Below are 24,693 nucleotides of genomic sequence, written 5' to 3'. Positions count from 1 at the left end.
AATCGCGCGCCCCACGCTGGCACCAACATAGCCACCACCGTTGCAAGGTACTGCCAATGAAAGCCCAAGCCCGCCATATTCTGGTGAAAACCTCGGAAGAAGCCGAGCAGCTCAAACAACGCATCGCCAAGGGCGAAGCCTTCGATGTGCTGGCCAAGAAATACTCCACGTGCCCGTCCGGCAAACGCGGCGGTGACCTGGGCGAAGTACGGCCCGGGCAGATGGTCGGCGTGATCGATGCGGTGATCTTCAAAAAACCACTGCGGGTGGTGCATGGGCCGATCAAGAGCAAATTCGGTTATCACCTGGTGCAGGTGTTTTACCGGGATTGAGGGGTTGGCTTACGGCCCCCTTCGCGAGCAAGCCCGCTCCCACATTTGATCGGTGGTGGTCACCCATTGTGTGTTCACTGAAGATCTAGAGTGGGAGCGGGCTTGCTCGCGAACCGATTGCGCAGCAAACGGCCATCCACCGCTTATCTCGGGATCAACGCCCCGGGCACTTGAATCACCCGACTCGCCAACCGATGCCCCGCCTCGGCAGCCTCGACCGGGCTACCACCCTTGAGCCGACACGCCAAATACGCCGCACTGAACGAATCCCCCGCCGCCGTGGTATCCACCACCCGCTCGACCACCTGTGCCGGCACTTCGAACGACTCACCGTCACAGCGAATCAGACACGCCTCGGCCCCGCGCTTGAGCACCACTTCCGGCGTACCCATCTGCTCGTACGCGGCAAACACCGCCGCGCAATCGGAAAAATGGAACAGCGCCTGCTCATCGTCAACCGTCAGCAACGCCAGGTCGATATAGGGCAGAACACTGCGATAAGCCGCCCGTGCCTCTTCAATCGAAGCCCACAAGCGTGGTCGATAATTGTTGTCGAACACGATCCGCGCATCCCGTTGCCGGGCTTCGATCAGGGTTTCCAGCAGTTTTTCCCGCCCTTGCACACCGAGCACCGCCAGGGTGATGCCGCTGAAATACAACACGTCGTAATCCGGCAGCGCCGCCAGGATCGGCGCGGCCGCCGGGGTGGTGAAGCAATCGCGCACTGCCGCTTCGTTGCGCCAGTAGAGAAAACGCCGCTCGCCGGCCGCGTCGGTCTGGATGCAATACAGCCCAGGCAGGCGACCGGGCAAACGCTGGACCATGTCCAGCCCGATATTTTCACTGGCCCAGCTCTGGCACATCGCGTCGCTGAAACTGTCATCGCCCAGGGCGGTGACGTAATCCACCGTGCCGCCATCGCCCAGCTCACGGGCCAGGTAGACCGCGGTGTTCAGGGTATCGCCGCCGAAGCTTTGCTGCAGCGTGCCATCGGCGCGCTGCTGTAATTCGATCATGCATTCGCCAATCAGGGCGATGCGCGGGGTGTTGGGGCCGAGGGGGCTGATGCTGTTCATTGATGTGGTGTCTCTGGTGTTTCGGTGGTGTCTGGGCGGACGTCTTCGCGAGCAAGCCCGCTCCCACAGGGGTCTTGTGAACACTGAAGATCCACTGTGGGAGCGGGCTTGCTCGCGAAGGCCACGACGCGGTCTCAAACCTTAAAAACAGGTTTCCATGGTTTCGATGACATTCAGTTGCTCATCCACCAGACACCCGATGCGCCATTTGTCGAACGTCAGGCACGGGTGCGAAGTACCGAACGAAATGATATCGCCCACCCGCAACGCAATCCCCGGCGCCACAGTCATGAACGCGTGCTGGTCCATCACCGCCGTCACCTTGCAGGCACTCACGTCCTCGCCGATTGCCGGCACCACACCGGCCTTGTAACGCAGCAACGGCACCGGCAAACCGGCGTCATAGGCGACGTCGCGTTTGCCCAGGGCGATCACCGCAAAACCCGGCTCCGGCAATGACTGCACATGCGCCCAGACTTCCAGCGCCGGGCGCAAACCTTCGTGCAGGTCGCTGCGACGGTCGAGCACGCAGCATTGCGCTTCCTTGTAGATGCCATGGTCGTGAGCGACGTAGCTGCCAGGACGCAGCACGCTGAGGAAGCGCCCGCCGGCGTTCTGCGCTTCGAAGGATTCAGCAATCAAGTCGTACCAGGCCGAACCCGACGCCGTGATGATCGGCTTGGCAATGGCGAACGCGCCGCTGTCCTGCAATTGCACCGCCAGGCGCACCAAAGAATCAGCGAACGCACGGATGCCACTCACCGCGTGATCGCCGTGAATCACTCCTTCGTAACCCTCGATGCCGGTCAGCGCCAATGCCGGTTGCGCCGCAATCGCCTTGGCCAGCGCCAGCACTTCGGCTTCGGTGCGGCAACCGCAACGCCCGCCGACCACGCCGTACTCGATCATCACGTTCAAGCGCACCCCGCGCGAGGCGAAATACGCGCCGAGGTCCGCGACGTTATCCGGGTGATCGACCATGCAATAGAAATCGAAGGTCGGGTCTGCCAACAGATCGGCGATCAGCGCCATGTTCGGCGTGCCGACCAATTGGTTGGCCATCAGCACCCGATGCACACCATGAGCGTAAGCCGCGCGGGTTTGCGTGGCGCTGGCCAGGGTGATGCCCCAGGCACCGGCGTCCAGTTGGCGGCGAAACAGCGCCGGGGTCATGCTGGTTTTGCCGTGGGGCGCCAGTTCCGCGCCGCTGTTGCTGACGAAGTCCTGCATCCAGCGAATGTTGTGCTCCAGCGCGTCGCGGTGCAGCACCAGCGCTGGCAGGCTGACGTCACGCACAAGATTGGCGCCTGTATGGGCAAAGCCCTTTTCCACGGCGGCAGTATTTTTGGCGGAATACATGGTCGATCTCCTCACACTCGCGGCCGCAGGCAGCCGCTGTTATTCGTTGATACGCCGGGCGAGGCTGTTGGCGCTGTCGATCAGCACCCGACGATAGTCGTTGTAATTGTTCTTCGCATCGGCCCTTGGGGCGACGATGCACAGGGTGGCGATGGCCACGCCGTTCGGGTCTTTGACCGGGGCGGCGAAGCAATGGGTAAACGTGTCTGCGACGCTATCGAAGGAAAAGAACCCATCGATACCGGCCTGGCGAATTTCCTCGAGAAACCGCTCCAGCGGCAAACGTTCGCCGTCGGGCAGGATGAAGTCGTCCGGGTCGATCAAGTCGACAATCTGCTGATCGCTCAGGTGCGCCAGCAGCAAGCGTCCGGAAGCGGTCCAGGGGATCGGCGCGTTCTCGCCGATGTCCGAGGAAATACGGAAATGACGCTCGCCCTCTTTCATCAACGCCACGGTGTATTTGCGCCCGTTGAGCAGGCACATCTGCGCGGTTTCACGGGTCTGGCTGACGATCTCTTGCAAGGCAAGATCGGCCTCGCGGGTCAGGTCGAAATGGCGCAAATGCGCCTGCCCGAGGAAGTACAGCTGACGACCGAGGTAAACGTGACCGTCCTTACCCACAGGTTCGAGAATACGCCGCTCCAACAAGGAGGCGACCAGTTCGTAGACCGTGGATTTCGGGCTGCCGATGCCGCTGGCGATTTCGTTCGGGCGCAGGGGCTGGCCGATTTCCTTGAGGAAATCGAGAATGTCGAACGCCCGGTCCAGACCGCGAGCCCGGCGCTTGATGGTGTCTTCGGTCATTTCAGTGGTTCCCATTCAAAGTCGCCGGGAGTTTACCTAGAGTGCGGCGACGACCGTTAGGCCGCCATCGCTAGCAGGCTAGCTCCCACATTTGGAATGCGTTTCCCTGTGGGAGCTAGCCTGCTAGCGATGAAGTCACCTCGGTTCAGGCCTTTTTCTTGTACGCGATGCAATCAATCTCGACCTTGCAATCGACCATCATGTTCGCCTGTACGCAGGCCCTCGCCGGGGCGTGTTCGCTTTTGAAGTACTCGGAAAACACTTTGTTGAAGCTCCAGAAATCCCGCGGGTCTTCCAGCCAAACACCTGTGCGCACCACATCTTCGAGCCCGTACCCGGCCTCTTCCAGAATCGCGATCAGGTTTTTCATGGTCTGGTGAGTCTGCTCGACAATTCCGCCCACAATGATTTCGCCATCCAGTGCCGGCACCTGGCCGGACACGTGCAGCCAGCCATCGGCTTCGACGGCGCGGGCGAAAGGACGGGGCTGGCCGCCACCGGCGGTGCTGCCGGTGCCGTAACGAGTAATGCTCATGGGTGTTTCTCCTGATTGAAAGTAAAATTCTTTTGTAAAATCAGAAACGAGTGTTCTTGAGAAATTCCGCCAGACGCGACGATTGTGGGCGTTCGAACAGTTCCTTGGGCGGCCCCTGCTCTTCGATCCGCCCTTGATTCATGAACACGATCTTGTCCGACACCTCGAAGGCAAAGCGCATTTCGTGGGTCACCAGCAGCATGGTCATGCCGTCTTCGGCCAAGCCCTTGATCACGTTCAGCACTTCGCCCACCAGTTCCGGGTCGAGGGCCGAGGTGACTTCATCGAACAGCATCAGGCTCGGGTTCATCGCAATCGCCCGGGCAATCGCCACGCGTTGTTGCTGACCGCCCGACAACTGCCCGGGATAGTGATCACGCCGCTCCAGCAGGCCAACCCGCTCCAGCCATTTTTCCGCCAGCGCCACGGCTTCATCCTTGTGCAGCTTTTTGACCTTGAGCAACCCGAGGGTGACGTTCTGCAACGCGGTGAGGTGCGGGAACAGATTGAATTGCTGGAACGCCATGCCAGTCATGGCGCGATGGCGGGCGATGACTTTTTCCGGGTGACGCACGCGCTTGCCGTTGACCTCGTGATAGCCGATGGATTCGCCATCGAGCAGAATCTGCCCGCCCTGGAACTCTTCGAGCATGTTCACGCAACGCAGCAGCGTGGTCTTGCCCGAGCCGCTGGAGCCTATCAGCGTGACCACGTTGCCGCGTTGCATCGTCAGGTCGACGCCCTTGAGCACTTCGAGCTGGCCGTATTGTTTGTGCAGGCCACGGATGTCCAGCAGCGCTTGATTCTGGGTCGAAACTTGAGCTTGTGTCATGGCAAAGCCACCCGCTTTTCAATGTGCCGGCCGAGTAATTCGATGGCGTAGTTGATGACGAAAAACAGCAAACCGGCGAACAGGTAAAACTCCAGGGTCATGAACGTCCGGGCGATGATCTGCTGGGTGCTGAGCAGCAATTCGGCGACGCCGATCACCGACAACAGCGTCGAGGCCTTGACGATCTCGGTGGACGAGTTGACCCAGGTCGGCAAGATCTGCCGCAACGCCTGAGGCAACAACACGTAGCCCAGCGCCTGGTAAAACGTCAGGCCGATGGCCTTGCTCGCTTCCATCTGGCCACTGGGCAGCGCTTGCAATGCACCGCGCACAATCTCGGCGACGTGGGAGCCGCAAAACAGCGTCAGCCCCAAGGTGCCGGCACCGAATGCGCTGATATGCCAGCCCAAGGCCGGTGCCATGTAGAAGCAAGCCAACACCAATACAAACACCGGCGTGCCGCGAATGATGTCGACGTAAAACCGGAACGGCGCGCGCATCCAGAACGTGCCGTAGGTGAGCACCAGACCTGCAACGATGCCGACCAGCGTGCCCAGTAAAATCGCCAGCGCCGAGCACTGCACACTGGTCAGGAAGCCTTGCCACAGGACTTCCCGCGCCACCCATAACTCATGCAACCAACTGGGGGATTCGTACATGGGGGCTCCTATCGGCGAATCGCCAGACGCTGCTCGAGGTAACGCAGCATCATGGCAATGAGGTAACAGGCCGCAACATAGAGCGCTGTGGTCACCAGCCAGGTTTCGATCACCCGGTAGCTCTCGACATTGATCTTGCGCGCGTAATAGGTCAGCTCCGGCACGGCAATCGCCGCCGCCAGCGAGGTGTCTTTGAACAGCGAAATGAAGTTGTTCGACAGGGCCGGCAGCACATTGCGCAGCATCACCGGCACGGTGATGTACGCCTTGACCTGCCACTCACCGAGCCCGATGGCCAGGCCGGCTTCACGTAGCCCCTTGGGAATGCTCAACAACCCGCCACGGAACACTTCGGTCAGGTACGCCCCGGCATACAGCGACAGGGTGATGATGAACGACGGGATCTTGTCCAGACGAACCCCTAAGCTCGGCAACGCAAAGTAGATCGACAGGATCAACACCAGGATCGGCGTATTACGGATCACCGTCACATACACCGACGCCAGCACCCGCAACGCACGGTGCTTCGACAGCAAGGCAAACGCCATCATCAGGCCGATCACGCAGCCGATCGCGATCGACACCAGCGCCAGCTCAAGCCCCAGACCGAGGCCCGCCAACAAGGTGTCGAAGTCGCGCCAGACGGCGGCAAAATTCAACTGATAGTTCATGGTCAGCAGTACCTTGAGCGGGGCGATTTAGAACCGCCCCGCTCTCACGGGATCATTTGAATTCAGCGGGGAAACCGATCGCTGGGGTCGGCAGATCGACACCGAACCACTGCTTGAACGACGCCGCATACGTCGGGAACTCAACACCGGTCATGCCTTCATGCAGGACGGTGTTAACGAAGTTCAACCAGTCCTGATCGCCGCGCTTGACTGCACAGGAGTAGGTTTGCGGGCTCCAGGCGTAAGCCGGGCTGCGATAGCGACCAGGGTTCTGCACCATCAGGTATTTCACCGACGACTGATCGGTGGCCGCCGCGTCGGCACGGCCGGAGTTCACGGCCTGATACATCAAATCCACGCTGTCATACTGATCGACCTTGGCCTTGGGCAGTGCCTGATGCACCAGTTCCTCGGCGTACACGTTCTGCAGCACCGCCACGATAACGCCATCGCCGGCGGCCTTCAGGTCGTCGATTTCCTTGTACTTGCTGTTGGCCGGCAACAACAGGCCGACGCCTTCGCGGTAGTACGGCAGGGTGAACGCCACCTGCTGCGCACGACTGGCGGTCACGGTGATGAACTGGCAACTCATGTCGACCTTGTCGGTCAGCAGATTCGGAATCCGCGCATCGGACGACTGCACCACGAACTCGACCTTGGTCGGGTCGTTGAACAACCCTTTGGCCACCATCCGCGCGATATCAATATCGAATCCCTGCAACTTGCCATCCGCGCCCTGGAAGTGCCACGGCGCATTGGTACTGCCCGTGCCCACGATCAATTTCCCACGGGCCAGCACGCTGTCGAGCTTGCTGTCTGCCGCTTGAGCGACACCCATGACAGCGGCCGAAGCCGCGAACAGAAAAACACACGCTTTAAACAACGAAGGTCGGCGATGCATGGCAAGCACTCCAGGGTGATGTTTATTCCGCTATACCGGAAGTAGGTATGTAACAACGGAATAGACAGCAGAAAGTGTGCCACAGGTTGTGGGCGGAATCTCGGGGAGTCTGGAAAGTGTTTTGAATCAGATGGATGCGCGTGAGTGCGAGGAAGGCGTTACGAAACGCACAAATAAGAGAACGCTACCGTGGGACACAACGCTCGAGTACTTGCACCACATCTGAAGCCATAGCGATTCAAAATGAAGCAGAGCCCTACCTGTAATTTCTGACAGTAGACCCACCTGCTTGCCTCCTTTAACGTCAACAGGCCTTCGATGGTCTTTGAAAAGGAGATTTCAATGAGCTCGATGATTAACCCATCAACGCTGGCTCCGGCCTACCGCAAGGCCCTGAAAACCTGGCGCCCGGTGATCCTGTATTTCGGCAATAAAAACTGTTACGCCTGCGAGATGGCCGAGCCGGTTTTCCGCACGATTGCCGAGCAGTATAAGGATCACGCGCAGGTCTACATGCTGAGTACGAGCGAGTCCCCCAGGCATCCGGATGTCACCGGCACACCCACGGTGTTGTTCTACAAGGAAGGGAAGCTGCTGAAGAAGCTCAAGGGCATCGGGACTCGGGAAACCCTGGAAGAAAATTTCAAAAAGCACATCGGCAAGCTCAGGCCCAAACAGGCTAGCCGCAAACCCCGCCACGACTTGCCGTGGTTGCAGAAAACCCTTCGATCGTTATGCACTGCGCCTCGTGCACGAGAGCTGTTGCATGTGCGCTGGATGGGTCATGTTTGAGTCATCTGACCGACCGCTATCGCGAGCAGGCTCGCTCCCACATTAGACCGAGTCTATCTGGACACCCCGGTCAACTGTGGGAGCGGGCTTGCTCGCGAAGCTTTTGCTCTTGATCCTGGGCAGTCATCAGAACTATTGCTTGAGCGACGCCAGCACCCGCTCGGCATTCGCACCGCATCCCATGCCCTCGGGTCGCGCCTGGATATTCTCGATCACCTCCAGCAACTGCGCCTTGCTCTGGGCCAGGTGCAGTTGCATCGCTTCGATCTGTTCGACCTTGCGCCCAAGGCTCGCCACCAGTTCGTCGTGATTGACCTCACCCGTCGTGGCATCCGGTAGCAGCAACTTCAGCTCTTCGAGGGTGAAACCGGCCTGTTGGGCGCACTGGATGATTTTCAGGGTTTGCAACACTTGCGGCGGGTAACGCCGATAGCCGTTGGCCTGCCGCTCGACCTGACGGATCAGGCCCTGGGCCTCGTAAAAACGAATGCGCGAGGCGTTCAACCCGCTTTGTTGCGCCAATTCACCAATCTTCATCACGGCCTCGTTTGCACGCTTGACATTAAAGTTAACTTTAAGCTTAGCCTCTACGCTTCACTGATGAGGAGTCAAGCATGTCGCCCTTCCAAGCGTTGAATTTGCCCAACGGCCAGACCATCGGCAATCGTATCGCCAAAGCCGCGATGGAAGAGAACCTCGCCGATACCGGGCAGGCGCCTTCCGGCGAGTTGTTTCGGCTGTATCAAGCCTGGGCCGACGGCGAAGCCGGGTTGTTGCTGACCGGCAACGTGATGATCGACCGCCGCGCCATGACCGGGCCCGGTGGCGTGGTGCTGGAAGACGAGCGAGACCTGGAACGTTTTCGTCAGTGGGCAACCATCGGCCGGGCCGGTGGCGCGCAGTTCTGGGTGCAACTCAATCATCCCGGCCGCCAGACCATGGCCAACCTCGGCCAGCAAGCCTGGGCACCTTCGGCGGTCGCGCTGGATCTTGGCGGGTTTTCGAAGATGTTTGCCGAACCCACACCCATGAGCGAGAACGACATTGCAGAGGTCATTCAACGCTTCGCCACCAGCGCCGCCCTGGCGGAAAAGGCCGGTTTCACCGGGGTGCAGATCCATGCCGCGCACGGGTATCTGATCAGCCAGTTTCTCTCGCCATTGACCAATCGCCGCACCGACCGCTGGGGCGGTTCTCTGGAAAATCGCGCGCGCCTGCTGCTGGAAGTGCTCAGCGCTGTTCGCAAGTTGGTATCGCCGCAGTTTTGCGTAGCGGTGAAGCTCAATTCCGCGGACTTCCAGCGCGGCGGTTTCGACGCCGATGATGCCCGGCAAGTGATCCAGTGGCTCAACGACCAGCAAATCGATTTGCTGGAACTCTCCGGTGGCAGCTACGAAGCCCCGGCCATGCAAGGCGAAGCGCGCGACGGTCGGACCCTGGCGCGAGAAGCGTATTTTCTGGAAATGGCCGGTGAACTGGCCAGTGTGGCGAACATGCCGGTGATGGTGACCGGTGGAATACGGCGGTTGGCGATCGTCGAACAAGTGCTCGACAGCGGTATCGCCATGGCCGGTATTGGCACGGCCATGGCCATCGAACCGAACCTGGTCAAACGCTGGCGTGAAGGCCAGAACAGCCACCCGCAGTTGCCGCCGATTCGCTGGAAACGCAAACCTCTGGCGGCGCTGGCGAATATGGCCGTGGTGAAGTTTCAGCTTCATCGATTGAGCCGCGGGCGCAAGCCTAGGCCGCAAGTCTCGGCGGTATGGGCATTGATCCTCAACCAGCTGTACATCGCCCGGCGTACCCGTCAGTACCGCCAGTCGATGGGCAAATAACCGACCTGTAGCAGCTGCCGAGCAGCGCGAGGCTGCGTCCGGCTGCGTAGCAGTCGTAAAACCTGAGATTGCGGTGCATCAGGCAGACCGCGTCAGCCGGACTTACGACTGCTTCGCAGCCGAACGCAGCCTCGCGCTGCTCGGCAGCTGCTACAAAGGGCGCGCGCGAGTGTGTTTATCGTCCGGCAAAGCGCAACCGCGACAACATGCGCAGATCGCCCTCGCGGTAATAGTCATCGGTCCAGCTGTCATCCGGCGCCAACGGTCTGACCTGCTTGAGCGCCAGCTTTTTTGCGAAGTAGCGGAACCGGTAATGCTCGTAAAAGCGCAGCAGTTCCAACCCGTAACGATCGGCCAGGTCGGTGTCGCCACGGATGATCAGAAAGTTCTCATCATTGCCGTTACTGGCCGCCTCACTCAGGTTGTGGCTGCCGCTGATGATCGTCGGTGCATCGCTGGTGAAGTCGACAACGATGGCTTTGGTGTGCACCAGCAGTCTGCCCTTCTGGCCTTTCATGTTTTCCTTGAGCCAGCCTTCCAGGCCGGTATTGAGCAGCGCGGTGGCGGCAAATTGAGCGGTGCGATCAGCGTGGAAACCGGTGATGCTGCTGACGGTGTTTTGCAGGCCGTAACGCAAAATATCGTCGTGGGGCAGGCCGAGCAACGCGTTGAGCACTTCGTCCGGCAAGGCAAACGCGGTGACAAACAGCAGGTCTTTTTTGGCGGCGTTGATGATGTCGACGAACTCACGCAAGTCGCCCTGGCCCGAGCGCGGTGAGAAGCCAGCGAACAGCGCCTGCTCCGGCTGCATCGGATTGTTTTCCGTGAGCCATTCCCGTGTGGCGCCGACATCCGTCGGGTCGGCCCAGACCTGCTCGAAGGTTTGCAGATAACTGGCGCCGATCCGGGCGTCGTCCAGTACATGCACCACGTTGGCCTGACGATAAACGCCGTTGGCGGTGAAATTGGTGCTGCCACACAGTACCGCTTCGGGCTGATTCTGCCCCGCTGCGTCGAGCCGGCTCAGGACCATGAACTTGTTGTGAAAAATGTTGTGAGTGACCCGCCCGCGCTTGTTCGCTGCCGGAATTTTTTCCAGGCTGGCTTCGTTCAGCGCCGTGGTGTCTTCGTCCGGCTGGGCGTGGTACAAAATCCGAACCTTTACGCCGCGCTCAAACGCAGCGTTCACCGCATCGACAATCACCTTCAACTGATATTCATAGATCGCGATGTCCAGCGCCCACTGATCATCCTCGGCCCGTTCGATGAACCCCAGCAAGCGTGCGAGCAGACCGTTTTCCAGCCATTGCCGTGGAGCGTCGGGCCATTCTTCGATGGGCAGTTTTTTGTTGGCGCTGAGCTGCGCATCGAGGTCGGCGAATTTGCGCTGGAAGGCCTGACTCGCCGCCACCGCCCGGTTGAAGATGACGCTCTGGCCCGCTGGAAGGCCATTGTCGGTGGTGAGCGTCACTTCCAGAAACTCACCCAGCTGCGGCGCATCGGCGGTGCCGTAGGCCAGGTGAACCCGATAATGGATTGTCACGCCCGGATTGACCGCGTAATCGGCCCAGCGAAATTTCTGCAATGGCGCGGTATCGCTGGGGGTAGCGTGAAACTGGGGGAACGTATGAGCCTTGCCGGGGAAGGTCAGGCTGTTGAACAAAAACAGCCAGGGTTTGCTGCCTTGCTGTTTTTCGATGGCGAAACCCAGCAGACCTTTGCGACGGTGTTCGGCCAGGTCAATCGCCAGCAACACGCCATTGGTGCCAGCGTAGGCTTTGACGCGGAAATCGTCCTGATCGTTGCGGGCTAGAACGCGCATGGGTCACTCCTGTGATTGTCTTGCTTACAGAGCATAGGGTAGCGATGGGGATTAACCGCAATTATCCGATTCCGAGGTGATGCCTTCGCGAGCAAGCCCGCTCCCACATGGGTTTTGTGAACGCCACAGATTAAAAGTGGGAGCGGGCTTGCTCGCGAAGGGGCCAGCACTGTCAACACCAAACTCAACCTGAAATCAGCTCATCGATATGTCGATAATCAACCTGCAACTGCGCCGCCAACACCTTTGCCCGGCCAAGATGAATCGGCCCGCGCTCAATGTCGATCAGCAGCCCCGGACACTCCAGCGCCGGCAACGCTGACCATTCCTTCACCCGTCCATCCGTCACCAACAACAGCCGTTGCTGCTCTGCCGGAAAACGTTTTTGCCGCGCCGCCAACCAGCGCCCTGCCTCGCCCAACGCCGCCAGCATCGGCGTACCGCCGCCAGCCCCGAGCCCGTCGAGCCAGTCGCGCAAGCCAGCGGAGGCTTTCAACCCTTGCACCTGCCACTTCGGCACATGGCCGCTGGCGGTCAGCAACGCCAGGCGCGCACGCTGTCGATAGGCATCGTCGAACAGTTGCGCCAACAAGCCCTTGGCATCGCTCAACGCTTGATGACGCCGGGTCGAGGCCGAGGCATCGACGATCACCAGCCATAATTCATGAGGGCTGCGGGTGCGCAGGTGAAACAGCAGATCGTCGCGTTGACGCGGTCGGCCATTGAGCAAGGTGCCGGGCCAATTGATCGATCCGCTCAGGGCTGCGTGACGCTTGCCCTGTTTACCGTGATCCAGCCGTCCTGCGCGGGGTCTGGCATTCGCCCCCGCGTCCGATCGAGGGCGAATGCCTAGGGCTTTTTTGGCCAGCTCGGCACTTCACGTCGAGCGCCGACCGGCAGCGCCTGGGCGGGCATTTCGCCCCACTGGCCCTGACCTTCGCTCGGGTTGGCGTTCTGATTGGAGGGCTGTTCTGCGGGGGATTGGTGCGGCATCGGTGGCGAGTGTTCGCGACGGCGATGGCGCAAGGCAAACTCGGCGACCGCGTCGATATCTTCTTCGCCAATGGCATTCGCTCCGCGCCAGGCGGCATGAGCCCGGGCCGCGCGCAACCAGACCAGATCGGCTCGCAGGCCATCGACGCCGGCAGCAAAGCAGCGCTCGGTTATCTGCGCCAGCGCGGCATCGTCGAGGGGAATGTTTGCCAGTGCCGAGCGCGCCTTTTGGCAGCGCTCGCGCAGTGCGTGTTGCTGGCTTTCCCACTCGGCGCAGAACCCTTGCGGGTCGCTGTCGAAATCCAGTCGGCGACGGATGATCTGACCGCGCTCGGCGGGTGCGGTGTGGCCACTGAGGGCGACATTCAAACCAAAGCGGTCGAGCAATTGCGGACGCAGTTCACCCTCTTCGGGGTTCATGGTGCCGATCAGCACAAACTTCGCCGAATGCCGATGGGAGATCCCGTCACGCTCGATCAGGTTGGTGCCGCTGGCAGCCACGTCGAGCAGCAAGTCCACGAGGTGATCGGGCAGCAGATTGACTTCATCGACATACAACACGCCGCCGTCAGCCTTGGCCAGTACGCCGGGGGAAAACTGTGCGCGACCTTCGCTCAAGGCCGCGTCGAGATCGAGGGTGCCCACCAGCCGTTCTTCGGTGGCGCCCAGGGGCAAGGTGACGAATTGACCGCTGGCCAACAGGTCCGCCAAGCCTCGGGCCAGGGTCGATTTGGCCATGCCGCGCGGGCCCTCGATCAGCACGCCACCGATTTTAGGGTCGATGGCGGTCAGGTACAGCGCGAGCTTCAAGTCATCGGCGCCGACCACGGCGGAGAGCGGGAAATGGGGGGTGTCGGTCATGTTCAAATCTCGGTCATGGTCGGTGATCCATCAGCAAATCTCACAGGCACTTTCATCCCTGTGGGAGCGGGCTTGCTCGCGAAGGCGGTGTGTCAGCCAACATCAATATTGAATGACCCATCGCATTCGCGAGCAAGCCCGCTCCCACAGGTTTAAGCGCACTACCCGTCTTCTTCTATGTCCAGCAACAAATTCTCCAGCGCCTCGCGGTACTCGCCCGGCTCTTTCCACATCCCCCGCTGCTGCGCTTCGAGCATGCGTTCGGTCATGTCGCGCAAGGCATGGGGATTGTGTTCGCGGACAAACTCCCGGGTCGCTGGATCGAGCAAATAGGCGTCCGCCAGCAACGCATATTGGTGATCGTCGATCAACTGCGTCGTGGCGTCGAACGCAAACAGGTTATCGACCGTCGCCGCCAGTTCGAACGCGCCTTTATAGCCATGACGCTTGACCCCGTCGATCCATTTCGGATTGGCCGCCCGGGAACGGATCACCCGGTTCAGCTCTTCCTTCAACGTGCGAATCTTCGGCAAATCCGGCTGACTGTGGTCTCCGTGATAACTGGCCGCTGCTTCACCACTGAGGCTTTCGACAGCCGCCAGCATGCCTCCCTGGAACTGGTAATAGTCGTTGGAATCGAGCAAGTCGTGTTCACGGTTGTCCTGGTTTTGCAGCACTGCCTGCACCTGGCTCAGACGCTGGGCGAACTGTTCGCGGGCGGCGGTGCCTTCGTCAGAGCCGCCGTAAGCGTAGCCGCCCCAGTTCAGGTAAACCTCAGCCAGGTCGTCGCGGCTTTGCCACAGACGACCATCGATGGCGCCCTGCACGCCTGCTCCATAAGCACCCGGTTTGGCCCCGAAGATGCGCCAGCCGGCCTGCCGCCGCGCAGCGTCTTCATCCAGACCGGATTCCAGCAACGCTTGCCGCTCGGCGCGGACCTTGGCCGCCAACGGGTTGAGATCGTCCGGCTCATCCAGTGCGGCGACCGCTTGCACGGCGGCGTCGAACAGCCGGATCAGGTTGGCAAAGGCATCGCGGAAAAATCCGGAGACGCGCAAGGTCACGTCCACCCGTGGACGGTCCAGCAAACTCAACGGCAGAATCTCGAAATCGTCGACCCGCTGGCTGCCAGTCGCCCAGACCGGACGCACGCCCATCAGCGCCATAGCCTGGGCGATATCATCGCCGCCGGTGCGCATGGTCGCGGTGCCCCAAACCGACAGACCGAGCTGCCGCAAGTGATCGCCGTGGTCCTGCAAGTGCCGCTCAAGAATCAGGTTCGCGGACTGAAAACCGATGCGCCACGCGGTGGTGGTCGGCAGGTTGCGCACATCCACCGAATAGAAATTGCGCCCGGTAGGCAGCACGTCCAGACGGCCGCGACTCGGCGCGCCGCTAGGCCCGGCCGGGACGAATCGACCACTGAGGGCGTCCAGCAGGCCGCGCATTTCCGCCGGGCCGCAGGCGTCCAGACGCGGGGCAACGACTTCGCGCAGGCTGTTGATGATCGCACTCACTTCCGACCAATCTGCCTCCTGTGGGAGCGGGCTTGCTCGCGAAAGTGGTGTATCAGGCAAATCAATGTCGACTGACACTCCGCTTTCGCGAGCAAGCCCGCTCCCACAGGGGCCGGGTTGGGCTTGAGGCTGGTTCAACGTGTGCGAAATCAGTTGAGTGGCGAACAACTCCAGGCGCTCACGGGTATCCCCGACGGTGCGCCAGGGTTCATCGTTAAGCGATTGCAGTTCCACGGGACGTGGTCCGGTCCACGGCTCGGCCAACGCACAATCCAGCGGATCGAAACCCAACGCAAACGCCTTGGCCAGCGCCCGCAGCAAGCTCGATTGCGCCCCTCGTCCATCGCCGCGAGGAATACGCAGCAAGGCCAATAAGGTATCGATGCGCAACCGCCCCACTGGCGACTCGCCAAACACGTGCAGGCCGTCGCGGATCTGCGACTCCTTCAAGTCGCACAGGTACGTGTCCAGGCGCGGCAACCAGATCGCCGCATCGGCATCGCTGTCGAGTTTCTCGTCCAGTTGCAGTTCACGGTCGATGTGCGTGTCGCGCACCAATTGCAGAATGTCGCGCTGCAGTTCCCGGGCGCGGCGCGGATCGAGCAATTGTGCTTCGTAATATTCGTCGGCCAACAATTCGAGATTGCGCAGCGGACCGTAGGTTTCGGCGCGGGTCAGCGGCGGCATCAGGTGATCGATGATCACCGCTTGGGTGCGGCGTTTGGCCTGGGCGCCCTCGCCCGGGTCGTTGACGATGAACGGATAGATGTTCGGCAGCGGTCCGAGCAACGCATCCGGCCAGCAGTTTTCCGACAACCCGACGCCCTTGCCCGGCAGCCATTCGAGGTTGCCGTGCTTGCCCACATGGATCACGCCGTGAGCGCCGTAGGTGTTGCGCAACCAGAAGTAGAACGCCAGATAACCGTGAGGCGGCACCAGGTCCGGGTCGTGATAGACCGCGCTCGGGTCAACCTGATAACCCCGGGCCGGTTGAATGCCGACGAAGGTAAGGCCGAAACGCAAGCCGGCGATCATCATTCGCCCGCCACGGAACATTGGATCGTTTTCGGGCGCGCCCCAGCGCTCCAGCACGGCTTGGCGATTGGTCTCGGGCAGCGCGTTGAACATCAGGTTGTAGTCGTCCAGCGCGAGGCTTTGATGACAGGGACGCTGGTCGAGGGTATCGAGGTCGTTGCTGACGCCGCCGAGCAATTGCTGGATCAGCGCGGTGCCGCTGTCCGGCAATTCAACCGGTAGCGGATAACCTTCAGCGTGCAGCGCTCGGAGGATGTTCAACGCCGCAGCCGGAGTATCGAGGCCGACGCCGTTGCCGATACGCCCATCGCGAGTCGGGTAGTTGGCGAGAATCAGGGCGATGCGTTTTTCGCCGTTAGGCACCCGCGCCAGATCGATCCAGCGCCGCGCCAGTTCGGCGACAAAATCCATGCGCTCAGGTTGCGGCCGGTAGCAGACCACGTCTGACTGACTGCGCTCGCTGCGCCAGGCCAGGTCCTTGAAACTGATCGGCCGGCTGATGATCCGCCCGTCCAGCTCCGGCAGCGCGATGTGCATCGCCAGGTCGCGGGGACCGAGGCCTTGTTCGCTGGCGCGCCAACCGGGTTCATTGTCCTGGGCGCAGATCGCTTGAATCACTGGAATGTTGCGGCGAAACGGTCGCAGATGCGGCGCTTCGGGGCTGGACTGGGCGAAACCGGTGGTGTTGAGAATCACCCCCGCTTCGACTTCATCCAGCATGTCCTCAACCACCGTCAGGCAGCCGGGCTCTTTCAAACTGGCCAGTGCAATCGGTAACGGGTTCAACCCCGCCGCCTGCAAACGCTGGCAGAAAATATCGATGAAACCGGTGTTCGCCGCCTGCAAATGCGAGCGGTAAAACAGCACCGCCGCCACCGGCTGATCAGCTTGCCAGTCGGCTTGCCAATCGCTCAACTCAGCGGGGCTTTTGTGCGGATGGTAAATCGCCGTGCGTGGCAGGGTTTTCGGCTCGGACCATGAGTAGTCGCGATCCAGCCAACGACTGGCGAGGCAGCGAAACAGGTCGAGCGCGTTGGCCATGCCGCCCTGACGCAGGAAGTGCCAGAGCCGGTCGCGGTCTTGCGCGGTTACGGTGCTCAGGTCACTGAGTTCCGGGTCCGGGCGATCGTCCCCCGGCACCAGAATCAGCTGCACGCCGCGCTCGGACAATTCCACCAGACGCTCGATGCCGTAACGCCAATAGGCGATGCCGCCGTGCAGCGAGATCAGAATTACCTTGGCGTGGCGCAGCACTTCATCGACATAGAGATCGACCGAGGCGTGATTCTGCACCTGCATCGGATTGGCCAGGCGTACGCTCGGGAAATCGTCGGGCAACTGTTGCGCCGCTTCGGCAAGCAACGCCAGGCTGGAATCGCCGCTGCACAGGATCACCAGCTCGGCGGGGGTTTGTCCAAGGTCGGCAATGTTGTCATCCGACACGAAACCGCCGGGCTGGGTCCTGAGCAGGTGCATGGTTTAAACGCTGAGCGCAGCGCGCAATTGCGCTTCGAGTTGAACGGCGTCCAGCGCCTGACCGATCAATACCAGACGGGTGCTGCGTGCCTCTTCGGCGCCCCACTGACGGTCGAAGTGTTTGTCGAAACGTGTGCCCACACCCTGGATCAACAGGCGCATCGGCTTGTTCGGTACCGCCGCGAAACCTTTGACCCGCAGGATGCCGTGCTGGACCACCAGTTGCGTCAGCGCGTCCATCAGCAGGCTTTCGTCGGCTTGTGGCAGCTCGATGGAGATGGAATCGAACGCGTCATGGTCATGATCGTGATCGTCTTCGCCTTCATGGTGATGATCGTGATGGCTGTGGCGGCTGTCGATGTGTTCTTCGGAGCCGGCACCGAGGCCGATCAGCACGTCCAGTGGCAGACGACCGCTGCTGGCCTCGATGACTTTCACCGCTGGCGGCAGTTCTTCGGCGACTTCCAGGCGCACGCGGGCCAGGTCTGCGGCGCTGATCAGGTCGGCCTTGTTGAGGATCACCAGATCGGCGCTGGCCAGTTGGTCGGCGAACAGTTCGTGCAGCGGCGATTCGTGGTCCAGGTTCGGGTCGAGTTTGCGCTGGGCATCGACCTGGTCCGGGAACGCAGCGAAGGTACCAGCAGCGACGGCCGGGCTGTCGACCACGGTGATCACCGCGTCAACCGTGCAGGCGCTGCGGATTTCTGGCCACTGGAAGGCTTGAACCAAAGGCTTCGGCAGGGCCAGGCCCGACGTTTCGATCAGGATGTGGTCGAGGTCGCCACGACGGGCCACCAGTTCGCGCATCACCGGGAAGAATTCTTCCTGAACCGTGCAGCATAGGCAGCCGTTGGCCAGTTCGTAAACGCGGCCGTTGGCTTCTTCTTCGGTGCAACCGATCGAGCACTGCTTGAGGATTTCGCCGTCGATGCCCAGCTCGCCGAACTCGTTGACGATCACCGCGATGCGACGGCCCTGGGCGTTGTCGAGCATGTGGCGCAGCAAGGTAGTTTTGCCCGAGCCGAGGAAGCCGGTAACGATGGTGACGGGGAGTTTGGCCAGTGTTTTCATCGGATGCCCTTTGGCAAGGTGGCGGGCATACGGGACGACGACCGGCGACGCGGCGCGCGTGCCTGAAGAGTTCGCCACCGGATCACCCCGCCCGGTTGTAGTGAGAATCTGTATCGAGGCAGGTCTCCTGGCTGACGGTGTGCCAATCGTTCGACTGGCGTTTGCTGCGCCTTCCCGCGAACCTGATGGATCAGGGCTTGCAGTGGCGTGGCAGCGAACATCACCGTTCACAGTTGCGGGGGCAGCCGCGGCATCGACCGCGTTCCCTTCTTAGCTTCGGCAGACGCCGAAGAACCTCGAAAGCGCAAGGCTACGCATCGTGTGTGGGCGGGTCAATGTCCTATAGGTGAATGCGATCACTTGATGATCGTTCCCACGTTCTGCGTGGGAATGCCTCAACGGACGCTCCGCGTTCGGCTGTGAAAGGGACGCAGAGCGTCCCGGGCTGCATTCCCACATAGAGCGTGGGAACGATCAACTCAAACGAGAACCCATGCCAATTGACGCCCAACCCCCGCCCATGCTCTCCTACACGCCTTGTTACGGGTGCCCTTCACAGGGTGAAACGGGAAACCGGTGAATCATGTGCTTTACTCTAAAGCCATGTCAGTCCGGTGCTGCCCCCGCAACGGTAAGCGAGTGAAGCGTCAAATCCACTGTGCCCGTCATACGGCATGGGAAGGTGATGCTTGCAGGTTTGGGCACAAGCCCTGCCCCTCGCGAGCCCGGAGACCGGCCCGCAACACAAAGTGACTCTTACGTTCACTGAATAACAAACCCGCGGTGGGCGGGCGCTGTTCGAAATCTCTGCGTGCCCCGGCGTACGGAGGTTTTCATGCGCTCTATTCACCCGCTGACAGACCAGAGGGAAGCGCCATGTCGATCATCAGCAGCACCGCCAGCAACACCGATAAAAAGAGCACGATCAGCACCACCACTACCCTGAGCCAACGCCTGACCGCCGCTTTTTGTGCGTCGATTCTTGGCGCCAGCCTTGTGTATTTCGCCGGTTTCTCGCACATCGAAGCGGTACACAACGCCGCGCACGATACCCGTCACAGCGCCGCATTCCCGTGCCATTGAGACCTGCTGACATGATCAAGCGTATCGCGCAAACCGCAGGTTTCACCGGGCTGCTGGCCGCCCTGCTGCTGACCCTGCTGCAAAGCTTCTGGGTGGCTCCGCTGATTCTGCAGGCCGAGACCTACGAAAAATCTGAGCCTGCCGCGGTTGAAATCCACGAGCACGCCGCGGGAGCTGTCACCGCTCACACCCACGATGCCGAAGCCTGGGAGCCGGAAGACGGCTGGCAGCGCGTGCTGTCGACCACCGGCGGCAATCTGGTGGTGGCGGTCGGTTTCGCCCTGATGCTCGCGGGCCTCTACACCTTGCGCGCTCCACGCCGTACCTCTCAGGGCTTGCTCTGGGGTCTGGCCGGTTATGCGACGTTCGTGCTGGCGCCCACCCTCGGCCTGCCACCTGAACTGCCGGGTACTGCCGCGGCGGATCTGGCGCAACGGCAGATCTGGTGGATTGGCACCGCCGCATCCACAGCAGTCGGCATCGCGCTGATCGCATTCAGCCGCCACTGGCTGATGAAGATCCTTGGAGTGGCAATCCTGGCCGTGCCTCATGTGATTGGCGCGCCGCAACCGGAAGTCCATTCGATGCTCGCGCCGCAAGCCCTGGAAGCGCAGTTCAAAATCGCTTCGCAGCTGACCAACATGGCGTTCTGGCTGGCCCTGGGCCTGATCAGCGCCTGGTTGTTCCGCCGCAAAAGCGATGGCCAATACTCCGCATGACTGACGTAAGCGCAGCGCCGACCCTGGTGGTCGGCCTGGGCTGCCAGCGCGGCTGCCCCGTCAGCACGCTGCGGGCGCTGCTTGATCAGGCATTACAGGCCCATCAAATCGAGCTTCGTGAGATCAAGGCCTTGGCCAGCATCGACCTGAAGCGCGAAGAACCCGCCCTGATCGAACTGGCCGAACAACTGGCATTGCCGTTGATGTATTTCAGCAGCGAACAATTGGCCGGTTATGAACCGCAACTCAGCCACCACTCGGACATCGCGTTCGAACGCACCGGCTGTTACGGCGTAGCGGAAAGTGCCGCGCTGGCACTGGCCGAACAATTGGCTCAGGCACCGGCAAAGTTGCTGATTCCACGACAAAAATACGCCCAGGCTACCCTCGCATTGGCCAGTGCCGCGTAAAATCTCCGATAATCCTCGCCATCGATCATGAGCAATCTTCATCTGAAGCGTGCCCATACCCTTTTTCTGACAGGAAACGACGATGACCGTCTACTTCATTGGCGCAGGCCCCGGCGACCCGGAACTGATCACCGTCAAAGGCCAGCGGCTGATTCGTAGCTGCCCGGTCATCATCTATGCAGGCTCCCTGGTCCCCGCCGCTGTACTGGACGGCCACCGCGCCGAACAGGTGGTCAACAGCGCCGAATTGCACCTGGAACAGATCATCGAGCTGATCAAGACCGCCCATGCCAACGGCCAAGACGTAGCCCGGGTGCACTCCGGCGATCCGAGCCTGTACGGGGCGATTGGCGAGCAGATTCGCTACTTGCGTGAACTCGACATCCCTTTCGAAATCATTCCCGGCGTCACAGCCACCGCCGCCTGCGCGGCGCTTTTGGGTGCTGAACTGACCCTGCCGGACGTGTCACAAAGCGTGATTCTGACCCGCTACGCCGACAAGACCGCCATGCCGGCCGGTGAAGAACTGGGCAGTCTGGCGCAGCATGGGGCGACCATGGCGATCCACTTGGGGGTTAATCATCTGGAGAAAATCCTTGCTGAATTGCTGCCGCACTACGGCGCCGATTGCCCGATCGCGGTGATTCATCGGGCAACCTGGCCGGATCAGGACTGGGTGGTGGGGACGCTGGCGGATATTGCCGGGAAGGTTCAAGCCAAGGGATTTCGCCGGACGGCGCTGATTCTGGTGGGTCGGGTGTTGGGTAGCGATCACTTCAGTGAATCATCGTTGTATCGCGCGGGGCATGCGCACCTCTACAGACCCTGAGATGATCGTTCCCACGCAGAGCGTGGGAATGATCAAAAAAAAACGGTGCTCACGGGCACCGTTTTTTTATGTCGCAGCGAACACCTTAGTAGTAGGCGTTTTCTTTCTGCGTATGGTCGGTCACGTCACGAACACCCTTGAGCTCGGGAATACGCTCGAGCAAGGTGCGCTCGATGCCTTCGCGCAGGGTGACGTCTGCCTGGCCGCAGCCCTGGCAACCGCCGCCGAATTTCAGCACGGCAATGCCGTCTTCAACCACATCGATCAGGCTAACCTGACCGCCGTGACTGGCCAGCCCCGGGTTGATCTCGGTTTGCAGGTAGTAGTTGATGCGCTCGTTGACCGGGCTGTCGGCGTTGACCATCGGTACTTTGGCGTTTGGCGCCTTGATGGTCAGTTGGCCGCCCATGCGGTCGGTGGCGTAGTCGACTACCGCATCGTCCAGAAATGCTTCGCTGAACGAGTCGATGTAAGCGGTGAAGCTTTTGAGCCCCAGCGCCGTGTCTTCAGGTTTTTCTTCGCCCGGCTTGCAGTAGGCAATGCAGGTTTCGGCGTACTGGGTGCCAGGCTGGGTGATAAAGACGCGGATGCCGATACCCGGGGTGTTCTGCTTGGAGAGCAGATCAGCCAGGTAATCGTGGGCGGCGTCGGTAATGGTAATAGCGGTCATGGAAACTCCTCGCAGGCTTGGACGCAGTTTACGCCAATCATCGCGCCGGACAAAGTCCTAGTATTTTTGTCGGGAAAGCGCAGCTGATCCAATGTGGGAGCGCAGGCACCTCGTGCATCAAAGATTCTCGTAGCGGTTCATGTCCAGCACGCCCTCTTCCACCGGGTCGGTGTCGTGGATGTAGCGGCTCAGATCATGGAAATATTGCCAGAACTGCGGATGGCTGCGGCGAATGCCCCAGCGTTCGACGATTTTCTCGAAACTGGCAGCGTCCTTCGCGGTTTCCATCGCATCAACGAAAGCGGGCACTTGCCCGGCCGGAATGTTGAACATGAAGTTCGGGTAGCTGCTGAGTACACCCGGATAAATCGTCAACGTATCGAGCCCCGGCTGATAGCGCCGCGACTCACCCAGCAAGAACGCCACGTTGCTGTGGGCCCGGTTGCGCAGCAGGCTATAGACCCCGCGCTTGCCGCTTTGAGTCTCGATGCGCAGCATCGTGGCTTCTGGCAATTGATCGATGACCTTCAGCCCCGCAGACGGACGTGAAGTCAGGCGGCTCAAGGCCTGTTCGGCGTTCTGCAAGGCCAGATCGATGTTCGGCCGCGAGCAGTAGGCACCGTCGCAGCGGTTGATCGGGTCGGGGTTGGCGTTGAGTTCGCCGTACCGGGCCAGCAATTGCAGGGCGAAATCGCGTTTCGGGTCCTTTTCGTCCAGCGTCAGTGCCGTGGGTTTGTCGTTGTCGATGTACTCGTAATCCAGCCACATCTTGAGCTTGCCGCCGTTCTGGTACCAATCGTCGAGGTAGCCGTCCCGCGAGTCGGCTGGCATCAAGCGCAAGAAGTTCTGCTCGGCACCATTGCGAATCAGGTCGAAGTACAGCCGGGTCTGGGCCTGATGGGATACGTTACCAAATACATCGAAGTTGACTGCCAACTGGTAATACGTGCGTTCCAGCAACGGGAAATCGAACAGCCAAATGGTTTGCGGGACGTCACCGATCAGGCCTTTGTTCACCGAGGCGCTGTCGAAATGCCGGAAAATACTCAGCAAAGCGTTGTCATTGCCGGCCCACAGGGTCGACCAGCTCGGTGCCGGCAGGTCGGCGTAGCTGTCCCGGCGCAAGGCTTCGTATTCGTTGCGTTTGTCACGGTAGTCGCGCCACAGGCTCAGGACACTGCCAACATCATCGTTCTGCCCTGGCATCGCCAGCAACGGCGTGGCCTGGCCGCGATAATTCGGGTCGGTGATATAGAGGTCATGCTCCGGGGCCTGGAACAACGCCCAGAAATTGTCGCGAATCACGTCGGTGGCGATCTGGCCGCGGCAGACCGGGCCACGAATAAAGGTGCGCACAAAGTATTCGGCGTTATCGAGCATGAACTGGTAACGCGCCTGAGCCGGGATAGCCTCAAAGGTCGTGAACGGATTGGCCCGTCGTTCCGGCCCATAACCCGGCAGCGCGTTGACCTGCCAATTGCCGTTGTAAAACAGGCTTTTGATCCGCGCCATCTTCGCGGCGCTGAGCGGATAGGTGATGTGGGTCTTGTGCACGATCACGCCTTGCACCGGCCATAAACGGTAATAGACCTGAGTGCCCGGATCGTCATTCGGGCGGCGAGTGTTGATCAAATCAATGGGCTGCCCCGTCGGTGTGCGCGAACGTACCCACTGAAAGAAATGCCCCGGCTCGCCGTCCTTGAAATAGAGGTGCGCCAGGAACCAGTGCTCGAACAACCAGCGCCCGACCAGACTCTCCCGGGCGCCCGGCGCGTTGAGCAGGTTTTCCCACTGCACTACCTGCAGGGCTTCCCTGGCGCTGGGCACCAGGCCCTGCTCATCGATCGGTGCGCCGGAGGCCAGCCAGCGTTGCAATGTCTGATATTGCTGATCGGTCAGGCCGGTGACCGCCAGCGGCATGCCTTCTTTCGGGTGGGCGCTGGCATAGCCGCCGAACTCCGCCGGCATGGCGCACATGTTCTCCCGGTTCAGGCCCAGGACGATGTCTTCCGGCAATTTGGCGTTAGGTTGCAACGGCGTTTTGTGGCCCAGCTCGAGCATGCGCGCCATCAGCGCCGCCTGGCTGCCTTGGGCGTCGAGCACCGAATAAAAGCCTTTTTGCTGCCAGGCGCGTTTGCCGAAGGCGTCATAAAACAGTCGGGTCGGCGCTGCGGCCTGTCTGCGTTCGCCATCATAAACGGGTGCCTTGGTTGCACCTCGGGCCGCCCCTTCACCACTGCCCAGATTGAGCTGACAGGCGGAGTCGTAGCAGGCATGGCAGGCCACGCACTTTTCGGTGAAGATCGGTTGAATGTCCCGGGTGTAGGAAATATCCGAACCTTGCGCAGCGGCGCCCCCGCTTAAAAACAGCATCAATAGGCTGGTGACGACGCGATACGACATATCCC

23 protein-coding genes and 2 riboswitches are annotated in these 24,693 nt (G+C 60.8%); of the genes, 7 read left to right on the top strand and 16 right to left on the bottom strand.

Features of this window, described 5'->3' with window-relative positions:
* The first annotated feature begins 56 nt into the window (after positions 1 to 56).
* Positions 57 to 332 carry a peptidylprolyl isomerase gene (locus IB250_RS08490; RefSeq protein ID WP_007898282.1) on the top strand — a complete coding sequence of 92 codons (276 nt, stop codon included), beginning with the start codon at positions 57 to 59 and terminating at the stop codon, positions 330 to 332.
* A 143-nt stretch (positions 333 to 475) separates the two neighbouring features.
* On the opposite strand, the gene IB250_RS08485 is transcribed toward IB250_RS08490, so the two are convergent.
* The 8 genes from IB250_RS08485 to IB250_RS08450 form a co-directional block, all read right to left on the bottom strand.
* Positions 476 to 1,408, bottom strand: a complete 933-nt coding sequence (locus IB250_RS08485; protein WP_192343752.1) for a sugar kinase — start codon at positions 1,406 to 1,408, stop codon at positions 476 to 478.
* Between the two features lie 141 nt (positions 1,409 to 1,549).
* Positions 1,550 to 2,767, bottom strand: coding sequence for an amino acid deaminase (locus IB250_RS08480; RefSeq protein WP_192343751.1), 1,218 nt, complete (start codon positions 2,765 to 2,767; stop codon positions 1,550 to 1,552).
* A gap of 39 nt (positions 2,768 to 2,806) precedes the next feature.
* Entirely contained in the window at positions 2,807 to 3,571 is a 765-nt protein-coding gene (locus tag IB250_RS08475; protein ID WP_032830034.1) for an IclR family transcriptional regulator, read from the bottom strand.
* A 145-nt stretch (positions 3,572 to 3,716) separates the two neighbouring features.
* Positions 3,717 to 4,106, bottom strand: a complete 390-nt coding sequence (locus tag IB250_RS08470; protein ID WP_007898265.1) for a RidA family protein — start codon at positions 4,104 to 4,106, stop codon at positions 3,717 to 3,719.
* Between the two features lie 40 nt (positions 4,107 to 4,146).
* The gene (locus IB250_RS08465) at positions 4,147 to 4,938 is read right to left on the bottom strand and encodes an amino acid ABC transporter ATP-binding protein (RefSeq protein ID WP_192343750.1); all 792 of its coding nucleotides are present in this window, start codon (positions 4,936 to 4,938) and stop codon (positions 4,147 to 4,149) included.
* On the bottom strand, positions 4,935 to 5,597 hold the full coding sequence (locus IB250_RS08460) for an amino acid ABC transporter permease (protein WP_192343749.1): 663 nt from the start codon (positions 5,595 to 5,597) through the stop codon (positions 4,935 to 4,937). The genes IB250_RS08465 and IB250_RS08460 overlap by 4 nt, the downstream gene beginning before the upstream one ends.
* A gap of 8 nt (positions 5,598 to 5,605) precedes the next feature.
* The gene (locus tag IB250_RS08455; RefSeq protein ID WP_192343748.1) at positions 5,606 to 6,268 is read right to left on the bottom strand and encodes an amino acid ABC transporter permease; all 663 of its coding nucleotides are present in this window, start codon (positions 6,266 to 6,268) and stop codon (positions 5,606 to 5,608) included.
* A 52-nt stretch (positions 6,269 to 6,320) separates the two neighbouring features.
* The gene (locus IB250_RS08450) at positions 6,321 to 7,169 is read right to left on the bottom strand and encodes a transporter substrate-binding domain-containing protein (protein ID WP_192343747.1); all 849 of its coding nucleotides are present in this window, start codon (positions 7,167 to 7,169) and stop codon (positions 6,321 to 6,323) included.
* A gap of 342 nt (positions 7,170 to 7,511) precedes the next feature.
* Between IB250_RS08450 and IB250_RS08445 the strand changes: the two genes are divergently transcribed.
* Entirely contained in the window at positions 7,512 to 7,961 is a 450-nt protein-coding gene (locus IB250_RS08445; protein ID WP_192343812.1) for a thioredoxin family protein, read from the top strand.
* A 132-nt stretch (positions 7,962 to 8,093) separates the two neighbouring features.
* Here the strand turns inward: IB250_RS08445 and IB250_RS08440 are convergent, their stop codons facing one another.
* Positions 8,094 to 8,498, bottom strand: a complete 405-nt coding sequence (locus tag IB250_RS08440; protein ID WP_192343746.1) for a MerR family transcriptional regulator — start codon at positions 8,496 to 8,498, stop codon at positions 8,094 to 8,096.
* A 77-nt stretch (positions 8,499 to 8,575) separates the two neighbouring features.
* Between IB250_RS08440 and IB250_RS08435 the strand changes: the two genes are divergently transcribed.
* On the top strand, positions 8,576 to 9,799 hold the full coding sequence (locus IB250_RS08435) for an NADH:flavin oxidoreductase/NADH oxidase family protein (protein WP_192343745.1): 1,224 nt from the start codon (positions 8,576 to 8,578) through the stop codon (positions 9,797 to 9,799).
* 175 nt (positions 9,800 to 9,974) lie between these two features.
* Here IB250_RS08435 and IB250_RS08430 read toward each other — a convergent pair whose 3' ends face one another.
* The 5 genes from IB250_RS08430 to cobW form a co-directional block, all read right to left on the bottom strand.
* Positions 9,975 to 11,621, bottom strand: coding sequence for a phospholipase D-like domain-containing protein (locus IB250_RS08430; protein ID WP_192343744.1), 1,647 nt, complete (start codon positions 11,619 to 11,621; stop codon positions 9,975 to 9,977).
* 184 nt (positions 11,622 to 11,805) lie between these two features.
* Complete coding sequence (locus IB250_RS08425; protein ID WP_192343743.1) at positions 11,806 to 12,351, bottom strand: vWA domain-containing protein; 546 nt, start codon at positions 12,349 to 12,351, stop codon at positions 11,806 to 11,808.
* 119 nt (positions 12,352 to 12,470) lie between these two features.
* Positions 12,471 to 13,475 carry an ATP-binding protein gene (locus IB250_RS08420; RefSeq protein WP_192343742.1) on the bottom strand — a complete coding sequence of 335 codons (1,005 nt, stop codon included), beginning with the start codon at positions 13,473 to 13,475 and terminating at the stop codon, positions 12,471 to 12,473.
* 161 nt (positions 13,476 to 13,636) lie between these two features.
* Complete coding sequence (cobN, locus tag IB250_RS08415) at positions 13,637 to 17,503, bottom strand: cobaltochelatase subunit CobN (protein WP_192343741.1); 3,867 nt, start codon at positions 17,501 to 17,503, stop codon at positions 13,637 to 13,639.
* 3 nt (positions 17,504 to 17,506) lie between these two features.
* On the bottom strand, positions 17,507 to 18,574 hold the full coding sequence (gene cobW, locus IB250_RS08410; protein ID WP_192343740.1) for a cobalamin biosynthesis protein CobW: 1,068 nt from the start codon (positions 18,572 to 18,574) through the stop codon (positions 17,507 to 17,509).
* Between the two features lie 99 nt (positions 18,575 to 18,673).
* Positions 18,674 to 18,888, bottom strand: a riboswitch (cobalamin riboswitch).
* Between the two features lie 213 nt (positions 18,889 to 19,101).
* A riboswitch (cobalamin riboswitch) is annotated at positions 19,102 to 19,330 on the top strand.
* Between the two features lie 120 nt (positions 19,331 to 19,450).
* Between cobW and IB250_RS08405 the strand changes: the two genes are divergently transcribed.
* The 4 genes from IB250_RS08405 (at position 19,451) to cobM (ending at position 21,615) form a co-directional block, all read left to right on the top strand.
* Positions 19,451 to 19,657, top strand: coding sequence for a CbtB domain-containing protein (locus tag IB250_RS08405; protein ID WP_063340162.1), 207 nt, complete (start codon positions 19,451 to 19,453; stop codon positions 19,655 to 19,657).
* An 11-nt stretch (positions 19,658 to 19,668) separates the two neighbouring features.
* Positions 19,669 to 20,376, top strand: a complete 708-nt coding sequence (locus tag IB250_RS08400) for a CbtA family protein (protein ID WP_123495028.1) — start codon at positions 19,669 to 19,671, stop codon at positions 20,374 to 20,376.
* Positions 20,373 to 20,786 carry a cobalamin biosynthesis protein gene (locus tag IB250_RS08395; RefSeq protein WP_007898224.1) on the top strand — a complete coding sequence of 138 codons (414 nt, stop codon included), beginning with the start codon at positions 20,373 to 20,375 and terminating at the stop codon, positions 20,784 to 20,786. Before IB250_RS08400 ends, IB250_RS08395 begins: the two co-directional genes overlap by 4 nt.
* Before the next feature lie 82 nt (positions 20,787 to 20,868).
* Positions 20,869 to 21,615, top strand: coding sequence for a precorrin-4 C(11)-methyltransferase (gene cobM, locus IB250_RS08390; protein ID WP_063340164.1), 747 nt, complete (start codon positions 20,869 to 20,871; stop codon positions 21,613 to 21,615).
* Positions 21,616 to 21,700: 85 nt separating this feature from the next.
* Here cobM and nfuA read toward each other — a convergent pair whose 3' ends face one another.
* Together nfuA and IB250_RS08380 are read right to left on the bottom strand one after the other, a co-directional pair.
* Positions 21,701 to 22,285, bottom strand: a complete 585-nt coding sequence (gene nfuA / locus IB250_RS08385) for a Fe-S biogenesis protein NfuA (protein ID WP_007898222.1) — start codon at positions 22,283 to 22,285, stop codon at positions 21,701 to 21,703.
* A gap of 117 nt (positions 22,286 to 22,402) precedes the next feature.
* Positions 22,403 to 24,688 carry a fatty acid cis/trans isomerase gene (locus tag IB250_RS08380; protein WP_192343739.1) on the bottom strand — a complete coding sequence of 762 codons (2,286 nt, stop codon included), beginning with the start codon at positions 24,686 to 24,688 and terminating at the stop codon, positions 22,403 to 22,405.
* Positions 24,689 to 24,693 lie beyond the last annotated feature (5 nt).

Source organism: Pseudomonas sp. PDM09, from assembly GCF_014852305.1.
Lineage (GTDB): Bacteria > Pseudomonadota > Gammaproteobacteria > Pseudomonadales > Pseudomonadaceae > Aquipseudomonas.
Note: the sequence above shows the minus strand (reverse complement) of the source record. Positions and strands in the feature narration are given on the sequence as shown.